Source organism: Deltaproteobacteria bacterium, from assembly GCA_016709225.1.
In the GTDB taxonomy this organism is placed as follows: domain Bacteria; phylum Myxococcota_A; class Polyangia; order Nannocystales; family Nannocystaceae; genus Xiheibacterium; species Xiheibacterium phototrophicum.
Genome location: JADJEE010000001.1, coordinates 2,282,712 through 2,302,259, shown reverse-complemented (window position 1 = coordinate 2,302,259; position 19,548 = coordinate 2,282,712). Strand labels below are relative to the sequence as shown.

Sequence of the window (19,548 nt, the reverse complement as noted above, 5' to 3'; positions counted from 1 at the left end):
CCGCCGATGACCCAACACCACGATGAACTCGAGCCCAAGATGGACCGCCGCCTCGTGCTGGAGTTCGTGCGGGTCACGGAGGCCGCCGCGATCGCCTGCTCGCATCTCATCGGGCGCGGCGACAAGGACGGCGCCGACGCCAAGGCCGTCGAGGCCATGCGCGCGGCCTTCGATCGCGTGCCGGTCAGCGGTACCGTCGTGATCGGCGAGGGCGAGCGCGACGAGGCGCCGATGCTCTACATCGGCGAGCGCGTGGGCTCGGCCGACGAGAACTACCCCGAGGTCGACATCGCGGTCGATCCGCTCGAGGGCACCAACCTCTGTGCCGAGGGTGGCCCCGGCGCGCTCGCGGTGCTGGCGGTCGCGGCCCGCGGCCACCTGCTGAACGCGCCCGACACGTACATGGAGAAGATCGCGTGCGGCCCCGAGGGCATCGGCGTGGTCTCGCTGCGCAAGACCCCGGCCGAGAACGTGCGCGCGCTGGCCGAGATCAAGGGCCGTCGCATCAGCGAGATCACGGTGGTGGTGCTCGAGCGCGACCGCCACGTGAAGCTGGTGGAGGAGCTGCGCGGCGCCGGTGCCCGCGTGCACCTCATCAGCGACGGCGACGTCGCGCCCGCGGTCGCGACCTGCCTGCCCGACAGCGGCATCGACATGGTCTGCGGCACCGGTGGCGCGCCCGAGGGCGTGCTCTCGGCGGCCGCGCTGCACTGCATGGGCGGCTTCTTCGAGGGCCGCCTCAAGTTCCGCAACGAGGGCGAGCGTCAGCGTGCGATCGCGATGGGCGTCAGCGAGCCCGATCGCCTGTTCGCGATGTCCGACCTGGTCCGCGGCGAGGTCATCTTCGTCGCCACCGGCGTGACCTCGGGGCCGCTGCTCAAGGGCGTGCGCCGCATCGGCGATCGCCTGCACCTGCAGACCCTCGCGATGCGCAGCTCGACCGGCACCGTGCGCTTCGTCGACACGACGGTCCGCGCCGATCGCTTCCACACCTGAGCGCGGCTACCGCGGCCCGATCGCGGCGACCGTGAGATCGTCGAACACCGTCGCGGCATCGCCCTTGGTCCATAGCCCGATCATCCCCGCCTCGGGCAGCGATTTGTCGTCGGCCGCGACCACCAGCTTGTCGTCGACGAAGCACTCGATGTGATCGCCGACCATGGTCACGCGCAGCGCGTGCCAGGCCTTGGGGTCGAGCTCGAGCGGTGCGGCGGCGATGTCGACCCGCGCGCCGCCGATGAGCGCGTAGACGCGGAAGTTGTTCTCGACCGGGTTGTGGCGGGCGATGTAGTGGTCGGCCTCGCCCTTGGCGCGGAACATGACGCCGCCGCCTTGGTTGTTGCTGCCGCTGCGCGCCGCGAGCATCACGTTCAGCTCGACGTCGCCGTAGCGGGTGCCGTCGACGAGCGCGAGGTTGTAGCTCTTGTTGGTGCCGACGGTCTTGGTCACGCCGAAGGCGTGCGGCGGCGACGGGGCCTCGGGGTCTTCGACCACGGCCCACGTCGCCGGTGGATCGACCACCTCGCCGGCCGCGACCACGCGGAAGCCCTTCGCGACCGCATCGACCGCGTCGTCCTCGAAGCTCCAGCTGCGCACCTCGGCCGCCGGTGGTGGCGCGGCGGTGGTCGGCGCGGGCTCGTCGGGCTTCGCGGCTGCCTTCGCGTCGGGCCCGAGCTCGGGCGCCGCGGATGCCTTGGTCTCGGCCTTGGTGGCCGGCGCGGCGTCGGGCTTGGCATCGGTGCCGCCGCAGGCGACCAGGGCGAGGGTGAGCGCGACGGTGCGTCGGTTCATGTGCGGGCGAGCATAGCCAAGCCGCGCGCACGCGTGGGCGCGGCTGCCCCCGGGCCGTGCGATGCTCGTGGGCGCTCGTGCGCATCGGCATCGACCTGGGCGGCACCAAGACCGAGATCCTCGCGCTCGACGACCAGGGCGGCGAGCGACTGCGACGCCGCGTGGCGACGCCGTCGCACGACTACGACGCCATCATCGCCACCATCGCCGCGCTCGTGCACGACGCGGAGCGCGAGCTCGGTGCAACCGGCACCGTCGGCGTCGGCATCCCCGGATCGATCTCGCCGCGCACCGGCCTGGTCCGCAACGCCAACACCCAGGCCTGCAACGGCCGGCCGCTGCGTGAGGATCTCGAGCGGGCGCTCGCCCGCGGGGTCCGCCTCGCCAACGACGCCAACTGCTTCGCGCTCTCCGAGGCCACCGACGGCGCAGGGCAGGGCGCGGCGATCGTGTTCGGCGTCATCCTCGGCACCGGCTGTGGCGCGGGCGTGGTCGTCGATGGCCGCGTGCGCGCGGGTGCCCACGGCATCGCCGGCGAGTGGGGCCACAACCCGCTGCCGTGGGCGCGCGGCGACGAACTGCCGGGGCCGGCGTGCTGGTGTGGCAAGCGCGGCTGCATCGAGGCGTGGCTGTCGGGGCCCGCGTTGCTCGCCGATCATCGCCGCAGTGGCGGCGCGGCGGTGCGCGACGTGCCCGCGATCGTGGCCGCGGCGCAGGGCGGCGATGCGCCCGCGATCGCCTCGCTGCAGCGGCACCTCGATCGACTCGCGCGCGCGCTCGCGACCGTGGTCGACGTGCTCGACCCCGACGTCATCGTGCTCGGCGGCGGCGTCGGTCAGCTGCCGGGGCTGTGCGAGGGCGTGCGCGCGCAGATCGGCGCCCACATCTTCTGCGACTACGCCGATGTCACCGTTCGCACGCCGGTCCACGGCGACGCCAGCGGCGTGCGCGGGGCCGCGTGGCTATGGTGAGCGACGCCGACGGCGACCGGCCGCGACCGCGGTGACCAGCGCGAACGGGGCCCAGCCCGGTGCGGCGTCGCGCACCGAGCACGCGCAGCCGCTGGGATCGCTGCCACCATCGCCGCCGGTTTGCTGGCCGGTGGCGCTCGCGCTGCCGTCGGTCGCCGAGGCCCCCGACTCGCCGCTGCCACCGCTGCTGGCGCCCGCGTCGTCGCCGGTGCCCGAGCCCGAGTCCGAGCCGCTGGTGTCGCAGGGCGTGCCGATGAAGCTGCCGCCCTGATCGCACGCGTCGGGGTTGTCGGCGTTGATCACCAGCATCGGATCGGCCTGGTACGTGGTGTACTCGCGGCCCATCGGATCGACGAAGACGATGCGGATCATCGCGGACTCGCCCCACATCCCCTCGGGCGGGGTCAGCTCGAACATCCACGCGTCGCCGTCGATCGCGGCGTCCTCGAGGTACGGCACCCACTGCGGCTCGGCGTCGGTGAGCGCCCACGAGGCCGTGAAGGTCGTGCCCGGCAGCGCATCGACGCAGCCCTCGATCAGCACCTTGTCGTTCTTGTAGGGGGTGAGCTCGCCGGTGACGACGGCACCCGCCGGCCCGATCGCATCGGGATCGCCGTCGAACACCTTCACCACGCCCGGACGCAGGTGCCAGATGTTGAACACCGGCTCGTAGGTGTAGCCGTAGAGCGTGTACGGCCCGGCCGGCACCGCGCTGGTGTCCCAGTCGACGCCCGCCGACGCCGAGGCGAAGGTGATCGGACGACGCTCGTCGTCACCGATGATGCGGTACCAGCAGCCATCCCACGCGGGGTTGCCGGTCAGCAGGTCCTGGGGCTCGACGGTGCCGGCCATCAGCAGGTTCTTCGCGACCGCCGCGTCGATGTCGTCCTGCGTGATCCAGCTCGGCAGGAAGTCCTGCGGGTGGTGGGGCCGGCAGTAGGCGAAGAACTGGTGCGTGCGACTGTCCGCCACCTCGTCGGCCGTGACGTCGGTGTCCTCCATCGGGATGTCGTACGGCAGATGGAAGGTCGCGTTCGCGCTGCGGTCGTGCAGCGTCATGCACGGCACGTCGTTCCACACCACCGGCGTGCGCGGGTGGGTGCCGTTGCTGGCGGCGGCCACCGCTGGCAACAGGGCCCCGAGGCTCGCCAGGACAACGACGCGCGACGCGATCACGATCCAGGACTACTCCAAAGCCGAGCGCGCCGACAAGGGGCGAAATGCCTGCTCGGGACGGTGGCGGCCGCAGGATTCACCGGCGGCCGCCTCCAAACGCGCCAACTCCAGGGCGCGGCGCTTCAGCCGGCGGTGAAGGCGGCGGTGATCTTCGCCAGCGCCTCGGTGCCCTTGGCGGGCAGGCCCATGACGGTCGACTTGGCCTCGTTGACCGTGGTCTTGATGTCGACGTCGAGCTTCATCACGGCGTCGAGGTCGGCCTGGATCTTGAGCTTCTCCTCGGCCTTGGTGAAGGGCGAGCTGAGCTTGGCCTGGAACTTCGCGGTCAGCTTGGCGACCAGCGCGGCGGCCTTGGCCCCCTGCGCGACGATGTTCTTGGCGGCGACCGGCACGCGCTGCGGGGTCTCCTTGAGGCCGATGCCGATGCCCTTGATGGTCGCGAGCACGCCCTCGATCTCGGCCTTGGCGTCGGCGCCGATGTCGAGGTTCACCGCGATGGTGCCGTCCTTGAGCGAGGCCGAGGCCATCGCGCGCAGGCCCTTGGGATCCACGCCCAGTCGCTCGGGCATCGTGGTGACCTGATCGATGACCACGTCGACGTCGGTGATGGGCTTGAGCACGCCATCGACCTCGGCCTGGATCGCGACCGGGATGCCCTTGAGCTCCTCGAGCGGATCCTTGTCGGACTCGGCGGCGTCGTCGGGGTTCTTGGTTTCCTTGTCCTTCTTCTGGCAGCCCAGCGGTGCGGCGGTGAGGACGACGAGGGACAGCAGTACGGCGGTGCGGGTCATCGGGGGGTTCCTGGTTCGGGGTCTCGGGGTCGGCGCGAGGTCGAGGCAAGGGGAGCGTGGCCGCGAGGGGAGCGTCATCGCACCCTCGGGTCACGCCCGCCGCCACGTGGACTCACCGCCCGTTCGAGGGAGCAAGACGTGGGTGTGCACGCCCGGTTGCAGCGGCGGTGGGGCACATCGCCGCGGGAACGCACGAAGGCCCGCCCAAGCGCGATCGTGCGCCGGGGCGGGCCTCGAGAGGACGTACGTTCGCGGGGGATCTCAGGCGTCGGCGCCGGAACGCGCGTCGTCGTCGTCGTCCCTCTCGATGGGCGCGGGGGGCTTGGCGTCCGCATCCGCGAGCTTGGCGTCGGGCTTGTCGCCCTGCTCCCGCTTGCGACGCTCGCTGTCCTTGAAGTACGCGGTGTCGCTGGGCTGCGGCTTGCGGAAGAACACCAGGTAGATGCCGGCCAGCAGGAACGCGATGCAGAACCACTGCGCGGTGGTCAGCCCGGAGTAGCGCGCGTCCGGGGTCGGGATGACCTTGGTCGAGATCTCGGTCGCGCGCATGAAGTCGAGCAGGAAGCGGAACGGCGCGTAGGCCATGACGACCGTGCCGACCAACCACCCTGGCTTGCGCTGCAGCGGCTTGCCGACGAAGTAGATCAGCGTGCACAGCGTGACCGCGAAGCAGAACTCGATGAGCCCGAGGTCGTAGCGGAAGCTGCCGTCGGGCCATGGGCCGACCGAGAAGAAGGTGCCCTCGGGCACGATCTGGCCCGGGTGATCGTGGACCAACGAGCAGCCCGCGCGACCGAAGCACCAACCCACCAGCAGGCCGAAGATCGTCGCATCCGCGTACACGATCACCGGCTGCTTGTGCTTCTTCAGGTAGTACATCATGCCGATGAACGCGCCGAAGAAGCCGCCCACCGACGACAGGCCGTTCCAGATCGCCAGCAAGACCCACGGGTTCTCGCGCACCTGGTCGGGGAAGTAGAAGAGCACGCTGACCCAGTGCGAGATCACGAACGCGAAGACCAGCATCCAGAACAGGTAGTCGCGGAAGAAGAACTCGTCGATGTCGCGGTCCTTGGCGTACTTGAGGCACTGCTTCCAGCCCAGCACGACGCCGACGGCGACCAGTGGCCCGAAGACCTGCAGCTTCAGCGGCCCGACGAACGGCAGGTCCTTGACCAGCGTGTAGTCGGGCACGTGGATGTACGGGATGAGCGCGTGCAGCATCGTGGCCGAGGGACCGTAGCCCAAAGCGGCGCGGATGCCAAAGCCGGCCCTGGGCATCGCTGCAGGCGCTCGCGCGGGGGAACGCCGGTGGCACGCAGGGTTGCTACGCGGGTGTGTCGCCGTCGGGTGGGCCGAAGCCGCCGCCCCCCGGGGTCTCGACGATCACGCGATCACCGGGCTCGACGACGAATGCGATGCGCCCTGGCAGCGCGCGCGCGCCCCAGCGGGTTTGGCCGCACGCGCCGGGCTCGCCACCGCCCAGGCCGAACGGCGGACGCACGCGACGATCGGCGAGCAGCGACACCTCGAGCGCACGATCGAACTCGAGCTCGCGCACGATGCCATCGCCGCCGCGCCGGTGTCCGCGACCACCACTGCCGCGACGGACCGCGAAGCTGCACACGCGCACGCCGGTGCTCGCCTCGAGGATCTCAGGGTCGGTGATGCGGGTGTTGGTCATGTGCGTGTGCACGGCGTCGCGACCGTCGGCGTCGGCCGTCGCCCCCTCGCCGCCGCCGATGGTCTCGTAGTAGCCGAAGCTGCCGTCGCCGAAGGTGAGGTTGTTCATCGTGCCCTGGCTGGCGGCCTTGCGCCCGAGCGCCGCGAGCAGCACGTCGACGACGCGCTGGCTGGTCTCGACGTTGCCGGCCGCGACCGCGGCGTCGGGTGGAGGATCGAGCAGTGAACCGGCGGGGATCGTGAGCGTCACGCCGCGCAGGCAGCCGCGATTGAGCGGGATCGCCTGGCCGACCAGGGTCCGCAGCACGTAGAGCACCGCCGCGACCGTCACGGCCCGCGGTGCGTTGGCGTTGTTGGGCACCGCGGCGTCGGTGCCGGTGAAGTCGATCGCCAGCGTGCGATCGCGGATCTCGAGGCGCACGGCGATGCGAGTGCCGTCGTCGCTGCGATCGTCGAACGCGTAGGTGCCGTCGCCCAGCGCCGCGATCGCGTTGCCGACCGCGAACGCGGCCTGGTCCTGCACGTGGGCCATGTACGCGTGCACGCGCGGCAGGCCCTCGCGCAGGGCGAGCGCGTGGAGCAGCAGCTCACCGCGGCGGTTGGCGGCGATCTGCGCCTGCAGATCGGCGAGGTTCTCGTCGGGGCGCCGCGCGGGCCACGGCCCCGCGGCGAGTGCCGCCCGCAGCTCGTCCTCGCGCCAACTGCCGCCACGCACGATCGGCAGCCCGCGCAGGACCACACCCTCCTGCGCGAGGGTGACGGCGTGCGGCGGCATCGAGCCCGGCGTGATGCCACCGACGTCGGCATGGTGGCCGCGGCTGGCGACCCAGAACGACAGCGCACCGTCGACGAAGACCGGCGTGACCACGGTGATGTCGGGCAGGTGCGAGCCGCCGCCGGCGGGGTCGTTGGTCGCGAACACGTCGCCGTCGCGGGCGCCCGGGTGTTGGCGGGCGATCGCGGCCACGCTCTCGCCCATCGCGCCCAGGTGCACCGGCAGGTGCGGCGCGTTGGCGACCAGGTTGGCTTCGGCGTCGAACACCGCGCACGAGAAGTCGAGCCGCTCGCGGATGTTGGTCGACGAGGCGGTGCGGCGCAGCACCACGCCCATCTGCTCGGCGATCGACATGAAGCGGTGCGCGAAGATCTCGAGCGTGATCGGATCGCGCGCCAGCGAGCTGGGCGTGACGACGTCGGCGGCCGCGGTGTCATCGAGCAAGAGCGTGCCGTCGTCGCCGATCGCGAGCGACCAGCCCGGCTCGAGCACCAGCGTGCCGGTGTCGTCGAGCACCAGCGCAGGCCCGTGCACGTCCACGCCGGCGGCGATGTCTTCGCGGTGGAAGACCGGCGCGTCGTGCCAGCGCTCGTCGATGAACACCCGCTGGTGACGTCGCGGTCGCGGCGGTGGACCGGGCGGTGGTCCCGGCGGTTGGGGCACCGCGCTCGGCACCTCGAGCCGCACGCGCACGGTCACGCACTCGACGATGGCGTCGTCGCGGCGCCAGCCGAACGCGCTGGCGTGGGCGTCGTCGAAGCGCGCGCGCAGGTCGTCGGCGTCGAGCGGCAGCGGCAGCGTGTGCTGCGTGCCGCGGTAGCGCAGCTCGAGCGTGCGGTGCACGGTCGGCGTGCCGCGCTCGCCTTCGGCGACCAGCGCCGCGCGGCCGCGTTCGACCAGCGCGTCCGCGTGGGCGAGGGCGTGACGCACGGCCACGTCGTCGAGCACGCGCGCGGCGAGATCGGCCTCGCCATGCCAGCCCCGCGGCGCCTGAGCGATGCCCCACGCCGACAGTGCACCGGCCAACGGCGGCAGCAGCACGCGCGCGATGCCGAGGCTGCGGGCGAGCGCGCAGGCGTGCTGGCCCGCAGCACCGCCGAAGGCGACCAGCGCGTGGCGGCGCACGTCGTGGCCGCGGGCCACGCTGACCCGCGTGATGGCCTCGGCCATCGCATCGACGGCGATGCGGAAGAAGCCGGCAGCGATGCGCTCGGGCGCAGGCGCGTCGTCGCCCCACTGCGCCGCGAGTTGCGCGAGTGCGGCATGCGCGGGCGCGGCGTGCAGCGGCAGTGCGAAGCGATCGCCGACGAAGCGACCGAGCACGAGGTTCATGTCGGTGAGGCTCGGCGAGCCGTCGCCGCGGCCGTAGCACAGCGGGCCCGGCATCGCGCCGACGCTGTCGGGGCCGACCCGCAGACGCCCGTCGACGATGCGACACACCGAGCCACCGCCGGCCGCGATCGTGTGCACGTCGAGCATCGGCGCGTGCACCCGCACGTCCGCGGTGGTGGTCTCCCACGTGAGCGTGGGCTCGCCGCCCTGCACGCGGGTGACGTCGGTCGAGGTCCCGCCCATGTCGAAGCCGATGACCTCGCGCAGGCCGTGCCGTCGCGCGAGCGCGGCCACGGCCAGCACGCCGCCGGCGGGGCCCGAGAGGATCGCGTCGCGACCACCGATGCGGGCGACCGGCGCCAGCGCCCCCGACGACTGCATGACCGACAGCGTGCTGCCGGGCAGCGCGTCGGCCAGGCCGGTCAGGTACGCGCGCAGCAGCGGCGTGGTGTAGGCATCGACGATCGCGGTCTGCGTGCGCGCCAGCAGACCCAGCTGCGAGCTGACCTCGTGGCTGGCGACCGCATATCGCAGGCCGGCCTCGCGCGCCGCCGTGAGCACGGCCTGCTCGAGCGCGGGCGCGCGGGTGCCGAACGCGACCGCGACCGCGACGCTGTCACAGCCGCCCGCTCGCAGGGCCTCGAAGCTGCGCGCGAGCGCGTCGCCATCGGGCCGCGCGAGCACGCGACCGTCGCGATCGGCCCGCGCGTCGATCTCGATCACCTCGGCGTGCAGCCGCGTCGCCGGTGGGATCGACAGCGCGAAGATGTCGGGCCGGGTCTGGTCGCCGATGACCGGCAGGTCGGCGAAGCCGCGCGTGATGACGAGCGCGCAGCGGGCACCCTTGCGCTCGAGCAGCGCGTTGGTGGCGACGGTGGTGCCGAGCCGCAGCTCGAGCGGGGGGATCGGTGCGTCGTCGCCGAGCGCGAGCACGGTCCGGATCGCCCGCAGTGGCGCGTCGTCGGTCGACAGCAGCTTGCACACCACCGGCGCGCCGCCGCCCGGCGGCAGCGCGACGCAGTCGGTGAAGGTGCCGCCGCGATCGACGAAGAAGCGCCAGCGTCCGGCGGCCAAGCTAGACCCCCGGCTCTTCGAGGTACTGCGCGCCGCGGGTCACGTACGCGCGCCACGAGTGTGCGATGAACTCGAGGTCGGCATCGGTGACGCTGCGGACGATCCGCATCGGGTTGCCGAACACCACCGAGCCGGCCGGGATGCGCTTGCCCGGCGGCACCAGCGTGCCCGCACCGACGATGCAGTTGGACTCGACGATCGCGTTGTCGAGCACGATCGCGCCCATGCCGATGATGGTCTCGTCCTGCACCGTGCAGCCGTGCAGCGTCACGTTGTGGCCGACCGTGACGCGCTCGCCCACGGTGGTGATCGAGCGGCCCTCGAACATGTGGATCACCGTGCCGTCCTGGATCGACGAGCACGCGCCGATGCGGATCGGCCCGTCGTCGCCGCGCAGCGTCGCGCACGGCCACACCGTCGCCGACGGGCCCAGCACGACGTCGCCGATCAACACCGCGGCGGGGTGCACGTAGGCGGTCGGGTCGATGATCGGGGTGATCCCGCGGAAGCGTTGCAGCATCGTCGCGGGAGGTTGTAGCGCGGATGGGGGTGGACGGGCACCCCGCGGGGCCCTGCGGCGCCGCGGCTTCCGCAGGACGCGATCCATCGCGGTCAGTCTCTGCGCAGGACGAGGAACTGGTAGAACGCGACGCCAAAGTCCTCGCAGCCCCAGGGCTGACCATCGTCGACCACGGTCAGGGCCTCGCCGACGCGCATCTCGAAGCTCGTCGTCTGTGCGGATTGATGGTCGAAGACCTCGACGTCGTCGTCGAAGCCGGTGAACGAGAGTCGGTTGCGGCCGAGTGGGGGAGCGCAGCGGGCGAGGCGTTCTTGCTGCGCGCAGCGCTGCTCGGCCGGACTCGTCACGCGCGCGCCCGGCCACAGGCCGTGCGACGATCCGGTCGCGAGCTCGACGTCGACGTAGGAACCGTCCAAGCCGGCGAGCAGCAGCGCACCGCCTGTCGCGAGCGAGAACGCGGTGACCGGGGAGTGGCCTGCGTCGACGTAGAGCGCCAGGTCGACCTCCGCGTTCTCGACCAGTGCCGCGGGGACCGCCTCACCGAGGCCCGCGATCGTGAGGCCGACCTGCCACTGCGGCGCGGGCCCTTCGCCGCCGGTACACGTCAGTTCGATGGTCAGCGCGCCGTCGACCAGTTCCGAGATCTGCACGATGGCGCACGGACCGGAGTACGCCCTGGCGGTGTAGCCGTTGTCGGGCTCGACGGTCATGGCGACGGCGACGTCGGGGATGCTCGGCGGAAGGCACTCGGGCCACGTGGCCGCGGTGTCGCCCGCGGAGGTGCTGTCGTCGCTCGCGTCGGACGTCGCGCTCGCCGTGGTCGACCCGGTCGAGCTGCGTCCGCCGTGCATCACCGCCGCGTCGTCGCCGACGCGACGCCGCGCGTCACGGTGCGAAGATCGGCAGCGCGTCGAGCCCCGCCGTGAGCGCGCCGTCGAATCGTGACTCGCCGCCGCCGCCTTCGTAGGTGAGCGTGCCGCCGAAGACATCGTCGTCGAATCGCACGCTCGCGCTCGCGCCACCTTGGAATTGCAGGTCGACGCCGTGCTGACCGCCGCCGCTGAATGCGTCGACGCCGAGCAGGCGGCCGGGCGGGGCCAGCACCACGAGGAAGCGATTGTCACCACTGCTGCCGTGCAGATCGAGTCGCCAGCCGCCGAGCATGTCGCGGTTCTGTGCGCTCCAGTCGACGATCGACGACGACACCGAAGCCGGGAACACCGGCCGCACGTCGAGCCCGTCGGCGCCGGCATCGATCGCAAAACCCTGCCCCTGCGCGACCGGGGCCGAGGGCGCGTTGAGCTGCCACGTCGGCACCGCGCCGCCGCCGGTGTCGACGCGATCGAACACCACGAACGTGCCCTCGTCCTCGAGCATCACCACCTCGCGCTCGCTACGAAGGACCGCGGCGGCGCCGGCATAGATCGGTGTGATGTCGGCCGCCAGGTAGAGGATCTCGGGCGTGTCGCGCAGCGCGACCAGCTCGGCGGGATCGTGCTCGGCGACCATCGGTACCACGGCGCCGCCGTCGTCGATGCGCACGAGATTGTGCACCGCCTCGTCCTGCACGATGCCGGAGTGCGAATCCACGTTGGCGTCGTAGCCGAGCCAGCTGCGGCGATAGATCAGCAGCGAGCCCTGATCGCGGTGGGCGTGGCTCTCGGTGTAGGGCCCGGCGAGAAAGCCCATCCAGGTGGCGTCGCTGCTCCACGCGGTGCGGGCGAACACGCTGCCGGTGCCGGGTGCGTACCAGGTGTCGTGCAGCTGCGACAGCGGCGCGGTCGGCAGCGATGCATCGGCGTACATGAAGTCGACGGCGTACATGAAGCCCTGGGTCATTGCGGGCACCGAGCAATCGGCGAGGAATTGCTGCACCAGCGGCGATAGTGGATCGTCGGAGCCGACCAGATGCTGCAGCACCAGCAGGTACGCGCGGTGGTAGTCGAACAGTGCCGCCGTCGAGTCGCGCGCGTGATCACCGATGGGGGCGATGCGATCGAGGGTCGGCACCGTGGTGTGCAGAAAGTTGATCAGGCTGTCGTGGGTGTGCGGCGTGAGATCCCAGATGCGCTCGCCGGTGCTGGCCTGCCAGAGATCGTAGAGCGCGAACAGTCGCCACATCGCGACACCGTAGCCGGTGCCCTCGCGCGATCCGCCGCCCTGAAGCTCGGCGGTGAAGCGCGGCACCAGCTGGTCTTCGATCTTGGTGGTGCGGAAGGTGTCGATGAAGCCTTGGGCCTGGTCGTTGTCGCCGTAGCTCGCCAGGCCCAGCAGCATCGTCGCGCGCAGGAACGAGTAGTAGTAGTTGTTCGAGGGGTTGTCGATCGACCACCCGCTCCACGGGAACGACTGCCCACCCCAGCTGGCCTGCTCGGGGTGCCACACGTTCCACACCGCGGTGTTGGCATAGTCGATCCAGCGCGCGCGCTGCTCGGCATCGACGTCGTCCCAGCACCAGTCGAGCGTCAGCGCGAGGTCGCCGATGTGATCACCGACGTAGAGGTAGCTGTCACCGGCGACCTCGGCGACCTCGCCGGCGGCGATGCGGGCCTCTTCGCCGGCGACCCACGCGTCGATCTGCGCGACCGCGTACTCGCAGTACTGCGGCGCGCCCGTGAGCGTGCCGAGCAGCGCGGCGTCGCTGGCCTGGAACTCGTACCAGTCGGCGCCCTGCAGCTGGCCGTCGACCATGTCGCGGAAGCGGACCGCGGCCGCGGTGTCGTCGTCGAGGGCGGCGGTCAGGCGCGCGCGGTTGGCTGCGTCGAGGTAGATGCGCGGGTGGCCCTCGGGGATCACCGGCCCGGTGTCGTCGGTGGTGTCGACGCCGGTGCCGTCGCTGCCGGAGTCGGCCGCGGTCGCGCTGGCGCTGGCGCTCGCACTCGCGCTCGCACTCGCGCTCGCGCTGCCGTCGGAGCCGGAGCCCGAGTCGGCGCTGGCGCTGCCAGGGCCCGTGTTCGTGCCGTCGTCGTGGTCTCCCCCACCGGCGTTGCACGCGAGCGCGAGCGAGAGGGCGAGGGCAGGGGCAATGCAGGTCCGATTCACCCCTGCGTCTGCGACGGACGACGCGAACTCCCGCCACGGGCCGTGCATGTGCTCGCTCACGTGCGGCGATCGTGGGTGCAGTGGCGGGAATCCACGCCAGCCGTCGCAAGGCCCGAGCGTGACCTGTGATCGTCCGCGTCGTCCCCACGTCCTCTCCTCCGTGCAGTCGCCACCTTCGCGGGTGAGCCGCGTGTGCGCATGGCCCGTGTGCGCATGGATCGTCGCCGCGGGTCTCGTCGTTGCCTGCGGTGGCGCCGACGGTGGCGCCTCGCCGGCGTCGTTCGGCGATCCCGGCAGCGATACCGCAGCGGGCTCGAGCGAGGCGACCGCGGCGAGCTCGGTCGGCAGCACCGACGCCGCGAGCAGCGGGGGCGCCAGCGTCGGCACCGACGCCGCCGACACCACGGTCGGCGACACGGCGGATGCGAGCGACGACACCGGACTGCCGCCCGCCGACGCCGTGACCGTGCAGCTGGTGCCGCAGGACGGGGTCGCGGGCACGCAGCGGATCAACTTCGCGGTGCCGCTGTGGCCGGCCGCGGTGACCGACGGCGACGCGGTGACCGTGCGGCACGACGATATCGACCTGCCCTGCTCGCGACGCACCCTCGCGCTCCACCGCGACGGCAGCGTGCGCGCGGTGCAGATCCAGATCGAGCTCGACGTCGGCAGTGGCACCGAGATCGAGGTCGCGTTCGGCGAGGCGGGGGCGACGATCGACGCGATCGCGGTGGCGGACACGCTGGTCACGCCCGACGGCACCCAGGGCCCGCGGGTGTGGGCGCTGTTGCCCGCACAGTGGCTCGCCGACAGCGGCGTCACCGGCCCGCAGCTGCCGGTCGCGGCGACCACCGGCGACGCGACCGCGTGGGCCGAGCGGTGCGACTACGAGGCCTGGGGCTACGACGCGTTCGATACCGCCGCCGGCGACACCGGCTCGTGGCTGTACGATCGCGGCACGGCGCTGTACCGCGGCTACGCCCGCAGCGGTGAGCTGGTGCCGCTGCAGTCCGCCTACCGCGAGACCGCGCGCTACGTCGCCGACAGCAGCGGCAGCGGCGACGCGCTGCAGATCCCGGTGCCCGGCGCGGCCGACGATCTGAAGTACCACTACGCGCAGCACGCCGCGATCCACTACCTGCTCACCGGCGACGATCGCTTCCGCGAGTACGCCGAGGACCTCGCGGCCCGCGTACACACGCTGTGGCCCGACCCCGGCTACGGCGGCGGCGCCGACTTCTGGACCGAGCGCCACGCCGGCTTCGCGTTGCTGGCGTACGTGTGGGCGGCGATGGTCAGCGATGACGAAGCGGCGAGCATCGACGCGTGGGCCGACGACGCGGTCGCGGCCTACCTCGCGGTGCAGCAGGACTTTCCGCCCGGCTACGACGACGCCGACGCGCGTTGCTTCGCCCACGAGGCCGAGGCCCACGGCGAGGACTACGGCTACGTCGGCTGCAGCCCGTGGATGAGCGCGATCCTGGCCGACGGCCTGGACGCGTGGATCCGCGAGCGCGACGACGCGACCGCGGCCACGGCCAAGCAAGCGCTCGCGCGCTTGGGTCGCATCGTCGCGCGCGACGGCCTCGATGGCGACGGGCGCCCCTACTACTGGATGGGCGTCGGCACCGATGCCGACGAGATCGACGAGTACGACGAGCACTGGGGCGAGAGCGCCTATGTCGTCGCGCTCGCGTGGTGGCACGACGGACGCACCGACGACGCGCTGCACGACGCCGCGGCCGCGCTGGTCACCGGCTTCGCGAACCATGGCGAGATCGGTCAGCTGCGCAGCTTCAACTGGCAGTGCCGCAGCGCGGTCGCGACGCCGTGGTACCTGCAGTGAGTCGGCGCCGGGCGCCGTTTAGGGATCGCGCGGCTGCACGAACACCGCGGTACCGATCGCGGGCGTCGGCGCGTCGGCGTCGCGCAGCGCCAGCTCGATCGGCACTTGCTCGGTGACGAGGTCGAGCTCGGGCGCGCGACGGCGGATCGTCGCGTGCCAGCGTCGGTCATCGCCGCTCGACACGACGAGCGGGGTGTCATCGGCGATCGCCGAGAGCGCGGCGGCATCCAGCCCGACGCGCACACCCACCGCACGCGGGTCGATGACGCGCAGCAGGGTGGTCCCCACCGCGACGCTCTGGCCCGGCTCGACCATCCGTGCCGCGACCACGCCGTCGATCGGCGCCCGAACCGTCGCAGCGTCGAGGGCGTGGCGGGCGCGGCGTTGTTCCGCGCGCGCCGACTGCAGCGTCGCGCGGCCGAGCGCGAGCTGTGCGGCGGCCTGATCGCGCTGGGCTTCGCTGACGTGCAGCTGGTGGGGCGTCGCGTGGTTGGCGGCCGCGAGCGCGCGCGTGGCCGCGAGCTCGGATTCCGCCACGCCCAGCGCAGCGCGTGCGCCGGCCAGCTCGGCCGTACGCGCCGCCACGCCGGCGTCGGCGATCGCGAGCGCGTCCTCGAAGGGCTGGGCGTGGAGCCGCACGAGCGGCTCGCCGGCGTGTACGACGTCGCCGACGTCGACCTCGACAGCGTCGATGGTGGCCGTGACCGCCGCGGCGACGTGGTGACTGCGCGTCGACACCACCACGCCCGTCCAGCCGGTCGCGCGCGCGTCGATGGTGGTGGTCGCGGCGGCCGGTGGCGAGGGGTCATCCGGCGTCGGTGCGGCCTCGTCCCGCGCGGCGCAGGCCATCAGGACCGTCAACGACAGCGCCCAGTCACGCGCACGCGCCATGGCTCGCTCCTTCGTGGGGGGCGACGCCGGTTCGCTCGGCGGCGTGGACCAGCCGTGCGAAGCGGGTGTCGCCGGTCGAGAGCTCGGTGAAGTCACCGCTCTCGACGATGCAGCCATCCTCGAGCACCACGATGCGATCGGCGAAGGCCAGCGTGCCGAGGCGGTGCGAGATGATGATGCGGACGCAGTCGAGCCGCGCGAGCGCAGCCATGATGCCGCGCTCGGACACCGCATCGAGCGCGCTGGTGGCCTCGTCGAGGAGCAGCACGCGGGGCCGCCCCAGCAGGGCCCGCGCGAGCGCGACGCGCTGGCGCTGGCCACCGGACAGCGAGGCGCCGCCGTCGGACACGGGCGTGTCGTAGCCCAGCGGAAGCGCGGCGATCTCGGCGTGGATGCCGGCCGCCTGCGCGGCGGCCTCGACCTGCTCGAGCGTGGCGTGGGGATCGGCCAGCGCGATGTTGTCGCGGATCGAACCCCCGAACAGGTACGGCGTCTGCAACACCACACCGACGTTGCGCCGCAGCGCCGTGAGATCGAGCGACGCCAGCGGCCGCCCGTCGAAGGCGATGGCGCCGCTGCTGGGCAGATGGAGCCCGACCAGCAGCGCGGCGAGCGAGGACTTGCCGCAACCCGAGCGCCCGACCAGTGCCACGCACTCGCCGGGTGCGATGTCGAGGCTGACGCCGTGCACGGCGTCCCGCGCGGCGCCCTCGTAGCGGAACGAGACCTCGCGCAGCGAGATCGCGCCGCGCAGCTCCACGCGTGGGGATGGCCGCTCGCCTGCGGCGGCCTGCTCGGGGGCCGTCTCCAGCACGTCGGCGATGCGCTCGATGTGACCGCGAAGGCCTTGCAACGTCATCGCCGTCTCGACCAGGGAGGCGAGCGGCGCGAGGAAGCCCAGCGCGAGCGAGTTGACCGCCAGCATCGCGCCCACGCTGAGCTGGCCCCGCATCACCTGGTGGGCGCCGACCGCCAACAGCGCGATCGGAGCGCCGTTGCGCAGCAGGCCCAGCGCCGCGTCGAGCACCGCCTGGAGGCGCCCGCGCGCGAGCGAGACGTTGAGCTCGTCCGTGAACAGGTTCGACCAGCGCTCGATCGCGCGGGCCTCGGCGCCGCAGACCTTGAGGGTCTGGATGCCTGCGAGGATCTGCACGAGCTCGTTGTGCGAGCGCGACTGGGCGTCGAGTTCCTCCGTGGTGAGCTCGGCGATCCGCAGGCGCGCGAGCACGAATACGGCGATCTGCGCTGCCGCGATCGCCGACACCCACCAGCCCAGGCCGGGCGCGAACGCAAACACCAGCACGAGGTAGAGGAGCACGAGCGGGCCGTCGAGCAACGCCGAGAGCGCGTGGGTCGTGAGGCGCTCGCGCAGCATGCGGTTGCTGGTGACGCGCAGGATCAGGTCGCCGGCCGAGCGGCGAAGAAAGAACGCGAACGGCAATCGCACGAGGTGACGCAGGAAGCCGCCGGTCAGCTCGGTGTCGAGCTGCGTGCGCAGCTGCAGCAGCAAGAGCGCTCGGATCTGTTGGGTCAGCATCTGCATCACCAGCAGCGCCGTCGCGCCAGCGGCGAGTCCGAGCAGCAGCCGCAGATCGTGCTGCGGGACCACCCGATCGATCACCACCGCCGTGGTCGCCGGGAGTGCCAGCGCGAGCGCACGTAGCAACAGCGAGCCGCCGACGATCCGTACCAGCACCCGCCGGGCGCTGGTCACCCGCGCGAGGTACGTGCGCAGCGGCGAGCGGCCAGACGCGCCACGCTCGGCGTGCAGGTCGGCCGTGGGCTCGAGCACGATCGCGACCCCCGTGAAGCTGCTGCGGAAGCGTGCGAGCGGGACCCTCCGACGCCCGCGCGCGGGATCGAGGATGTCGACGCCGCCGCCGCGAAGCCCCTCGAACACCACGAAGTGTTGGAACTCCCAGTGCAGGATCGTGCCTGGACGCAGGTGCCCGAGGTCGTCGAGATCGAGCCGGATACCGCGCCCCTCGAGCCCGAGGGTGTGCGCCGCCTCGAGGATGCCGGCGGCGGAGCAGCCGTCGCGGCCGTTCGCGAAGGCGCGGCGCACGTCGGCGAGGCGCAGCGGGCTGCCATGGGCGCGAAGGACCATCGTCAGACACGCGGCGCCGCAGTCGGCCCACTCGAGCTGCGACACGAACGGGATACGCAGTCGCCGATCGTTGCGGCGACGACCTGCAATGCTCATGGCGCCTCCTGGTCGGGCCACAAGGACTGGAGCAGGGTCTCGCGCGTGATCTCGACGCGCGCGCGGGCTCGCATGCCGTCGTGGAGCTCGAGCGCGCCCCGGCTGGTGGGGTAGTGACGCGAGTCGAGTGTCGCGGTCGCGAGCACGACCGGGCCGTCGAGCTCGAGCACGTCGGCGTGGGCGAGCCCGAGGTAGCGGCGTGCCTCGCTGGGGCCGATGACCTCGTCATCGACGCTCGTGAGGTGCACGTGCAGCTGCTCGCCGCCGGCCTCGCGCAGGTCGAGCGTCAGCGGCTGACCGGCGCGGAGCCGGCCACGCTCCTCGCCCGGCAGCAACGCGAGCACGCGCAGCGGGGCCTCGGCGTCGTGCAGCGTGAGCAGCTCGTCGCCGGCCACGACGAGCTGTCCGAGCCGCGCTCGCACGTCGCCGACGACACCGTCGACGGGTGCGCGCAGCTCGAGCGAAGCGCGGGTCGTCTCGGCCAGCGAGAGCTCGCGCTGCAGCTGGGTGACCGCGGCGGCGGTGCCGGTCTCGTGTGGTGCACGCAGTCGTCGGCGCAGCTCGGCCTGCAGCCGCAGGCGCAGGACCTCGAGCTCGCGCGCTTGCCCGTCGTCGTCGAGCCGGAGCAGCAGATCCCCGCGACGCACGAGCTGACCCGGCACCACGTCGACCGACGCCAGCGTGCCGCCGCGCTGCGCCGCGACCCGACGACCGCCGTGGACGGTGACCAGCGCGGGCCCCTCGGTCCAGCGCTCGACCTCGTAGGTCGCAGCGCCGACCAACGCGACGAGGGCGAGCGCGCACAGCGTCCACACGCATACCCGCAGCCAGGTGGGGACCACGCGCAGCACGCTGCCGTGCGCCGTCGCGTTGCGTGCCTCGAGGGCCTCCGATCGGAATCCGTCGTGGCCCCGCTCCGCACGCGCGCCGGCCTCGCACTGCAGACGTGCCTCGAGCAGCGACAGCGCGGGGGCCAGCGCCTCGGCGAGGGCGTCGAGCCAGCGGACCTCGTCGGGCGCGAAGCGTCGTCGACCGTCGCGGGTCACCAGCATCACCGCGTGCATGCGCCGCGGCCCGTCGGTGACCGGGGCCGCGAGCACCGTCACCGGCCCGCGCGCGGCGGGGTCGTCGACGCTGGGCTCGAAGCCCTCGGCCCGCGCGTCGGTCACGAGATGCAGGACGGCCCGCGATCGCGCGACCTGTCCGACCACGCCGCCCGCCGGTGCGAGCTGTCGATCGCCGTCGCGTTCGCACCACCAGGCGTCGCTGTCGGCGTCGTGGAACACGCAGCGCACGCGATCGCAGGCGCACATGCCCGCGATGCAGGCCTCGATGCGGGCGGCGGCCTCCGCCGGGCCGTCGCAGGCCGCGACCGCGGCGGCGCACCGCAACGCTCGCAGGCGCGCCTGCTCGCTGCCGATCTCGTCCTGCACTGGGGTTGCCTGGTCCATGG

General features: G+C 72.5%; 14 protein-coding genes. 3 read left to right on the top strand and 11 right to left on the bottom strand.

Annotation, left to right across the window (positions count from 1 at the left end; all coding sequences use genetic code 11):
• Nucleotides 1-39: 39 nt before the first annotated feature.
• Nucleotides 40-996, top strand: coding sequence for a class II fructose-bisphosphatase (gene glpX / locus IPH07_09310; protein ID MBK6917585.1), 957 nt, complete (start codon nt 40-42; stop codon nt 994-996).
• Nucleotides 997-1,002: 6 nt separating this feature from the next.
• Here glpX and IPH07_09305 read toward each other — a convergent pair whose 3' ends face one another.
• The gene (locus tag IPH07_09305; protein ID MBK6917584.1) at nt 1,003-1,791 is read right to left on the bottom strand and encodes a DUF1080 domain-containing protein; all 789 of its coding nucleotides are present in this window, start codon (nt 1,789-1,791) and stop codon (nt 1,003-1,005) included.
• Nucleotides 1,792-1,868: 77 nt separating this feature from the next.
• Here IPH07_09305 and IPH07_09300 point away from each other — a divergent pair, with 77 nt between their 5' ends.
• Nucleotides 1,869-2,762, top strand: coding sequence for an ROK family protein (locus tag IPH07_09300; GenBank protein MBK6917583.1), 894 nt, complete (start codon nt 1,869-1,871; stop codon nt 2,760-2,762).
• On the opposite strand, the gene IPH07_09295 is transcribed toward IPH07_09300, so the two are convergent.
• The 7 genes from IPH07_09295 to IPH07_09265 all read right to left on the bottom strand — a co-directional run bounded on the left by IPH07_09295 (nt 2,754) and on the right by IPH07_09265 (nt 13,215).
• Entirely contained in the window at nt 2,754-3,938 is a 1,185-nt protein-coding gene (locus IPH07_09295) for a hypothetical protein (protein ID MBK6917582.1), read from the bottom strand. The two genes, IPH07_09300 and IPH07_09295, sit on opposite strands and share 9 nt — an antisense overlap.
• A gap of 122 nt (nt 3,939-4,060) precedes the next feature.
• Nucleotides 4,061-4,729, bottom strand: coding sequence for a hypothetical protein (locus IPH07_09290; GenBank protein MBK6917581.1), 669 nt, complete (start codon nt 4,727-4,729; stop codon nt 4,061-4,063).
• Between the two features lie 261 nt (nt 4,730-4,990).
• Nucleotides 4,991-5,953 (bottom strand): prolipoprotein diacylglyceryl transferase, encoded by a 963-nt coding sequence (locus IPH07_09285; GenBank protein ID MBK6917580.1) that lies wholly within the window; start codon nt 5,951-5,953, stop codon nt 4,991-4,993.
• A gap of 103 nt (nt 5,954-6,056) precedes the next feature.
• Nucleotides 6,057-9,593, bottom strand: coding sequence for a hydantoinase B/oxoprolinase family protein (locus IPH07_09280; protein ID MBK6917579.1), 3,537 nt, complete (start codon nt 9,591-9,593; stop codon nt 6,057-6,059).
• A gap of 1 nt (nt 9,594) precedes the next feature.
• On the bottom strand, nt 9,595-10,113 hold the full coding sequence (locus IPH07_09275) for a gamma carbonic anhydrase family protein (GenBank protein ID MBK6917578.1): 519 nt from the start codon (nt 10,111-10,113) through the stop codon (nt 9,595-9,597).
• A gap of 92 nt (nt 10,114-10,205) precedes the next feature.
• A complete protein-coding gene (locus IPH07_09270) occupies nt 10,206-10,964 on the bottom strand; it encodes a hypothetical protein (GenBank protein ID MBK6917577.1) in 759 nt (252 codons plus the stop codon).
• Nucleotides 10,965-10,998: 34 nt separating this feature from the next.
• The gene (locus tag IPH07_09265; protein MBK6917576.1) at nt 10,999-13,215 is read right to left on the bottom strand and encodes a hypothetical protein; all 2,217 of its coding nucleotides are present in this window, start codon (nt 13,213-13,215) and stop codon (nt 10,999-11,001) included.
• 145 nt (nt 13,216-13,360) lie between these two features.
• Between IPH07_09265 and IPH07_09260 the strand changes: the two genes are divergently transcribed.
• Nucleotides 13,361-15,001, top strand: a complete 1,641-nt coding sequence (locus IPH07_09260; protein MBK6917575.1) for a hypothetical protein — start codon at nt 13,361-13,363, stop codon at nt 14,999-15,001.
• 18 nt (nt 15,002-15,019) lie between these two features.
• On the opposite strand, the gene IPH07_09255 is transcribed toward IPH07_09260, so the two are convergent.
• From IPH07_09255 to IPH07_09245, 3 genes are read right to left on the bottom strand one after another with little or no spacing between them, the layout of a single operon-like run.
• On the bottom strand, nt 15,020-15,892 hold the full coding sequence (locus tag IPH07_09255; GenBank protein MBK6917574.1) for an efflux RND transporter periplasmic adaptor subunit: 873 nt from the start codon (nt 15,890-15,892) through the stop codon (nt 15,020-15,022).
• A complete protein-coding gene (locus IPH07_09250; GenBank protein MBK6917573.1) occupies nt 15,876-18,095 on the bottom strand; it encodes a peptidase domain-containing ABC transporter in 2,220 nt (739 codons plus the stop codon). The genes IPH07_09255 and IPH07_09250 overlap by 17 nt, the downstream gene beginning before the upstream one ends.
• Nucleotides 18,092-19,546, bottom strand: coding sequence for an HlyD family efflux transporter periplasmic adaptor subunit (locus IPH07_09245; protein ID MBK6917572.1), 1,455 nt, complete (start codon nt 19,544-19,546; stop codon nt 18,092-18,094). Before IPH07_09245 ends, IPH07_09250 begins: the two co-directional genes overlap by 4 nt.
• Nucleotides 19,547-19,548 lie beyond the last annotated feature (2 nt).

What these genes read in the sequence shown, in the direction of transcription:
- IPH07_09245 (MBK6917572.1), bottom strand. Translation starts at nt 19,546, where the DNA reads ATGGACCAGGCAACCCCAGTGCAGGACGAGATCGGCAGCGAGCAGGCG.
- IPH07_09285 (MBK6917580.1), bottom strand. Translation starts at nt 5,953, where the DNA reads ATGCTGCACGCGCTCATCCCGTACATCCACGTGCCCGACTACACGCTG.
- glpX (MBK6917585.1), top strand. Translation starts at nt 40, where the DNA reads ATGGACCGCCGCCTCGTGCTGGAGTTCGTGCGGGTCACGGAGGCCGCC.
- IPH07_09255 (MBK6917574.1), bottom strand. Translation starts at nt 15,892, where the DNA reads ATGGCGCGTGCGCGTGACTGGGCGCTGTCGTTGACGGTCCTGATGGCC.
- IPH07_09305 (MBK6917584.1), bottom strand. Translation starts at nt 1,791, where the DNA reads ATGAACCGACGCACCGTCGCGCTCACCCTCGCCCTGGTCGCCTGCGGC.
- IPH07_09250 (MBK6917573.1), bottom strand. Translation starts at nt 18,095, where the DNA reads ATGAGCATTGCAGGTCGTCGCCGCAACGATCGGCGACTGCGTATCCCG.
- IPH07_09290 (MBK6917581.1), bottom strand. Translation starts at nt 4,729, where the DNA reads ATGACCCGCACCGCCGTACTGCTGTCCCTCGTCGTCCTCACCGCCGCA.
- IPH07_09270 (MBK6917577.1), bottom strand. Translation starts at nt 10,964, where the DNA reads ATGCACGGCGGACGCAGCTCGACCGGGTCGACCACGGCGAGCGCGACG.
- IPH07_09275 (MBK6917578.1), bottom strand. Translation starts at nt 10,113, where the DNA reads ATGCTGCAACGCTTCCGCGGGATCACCCCGATCATCGACCCGACCGCC.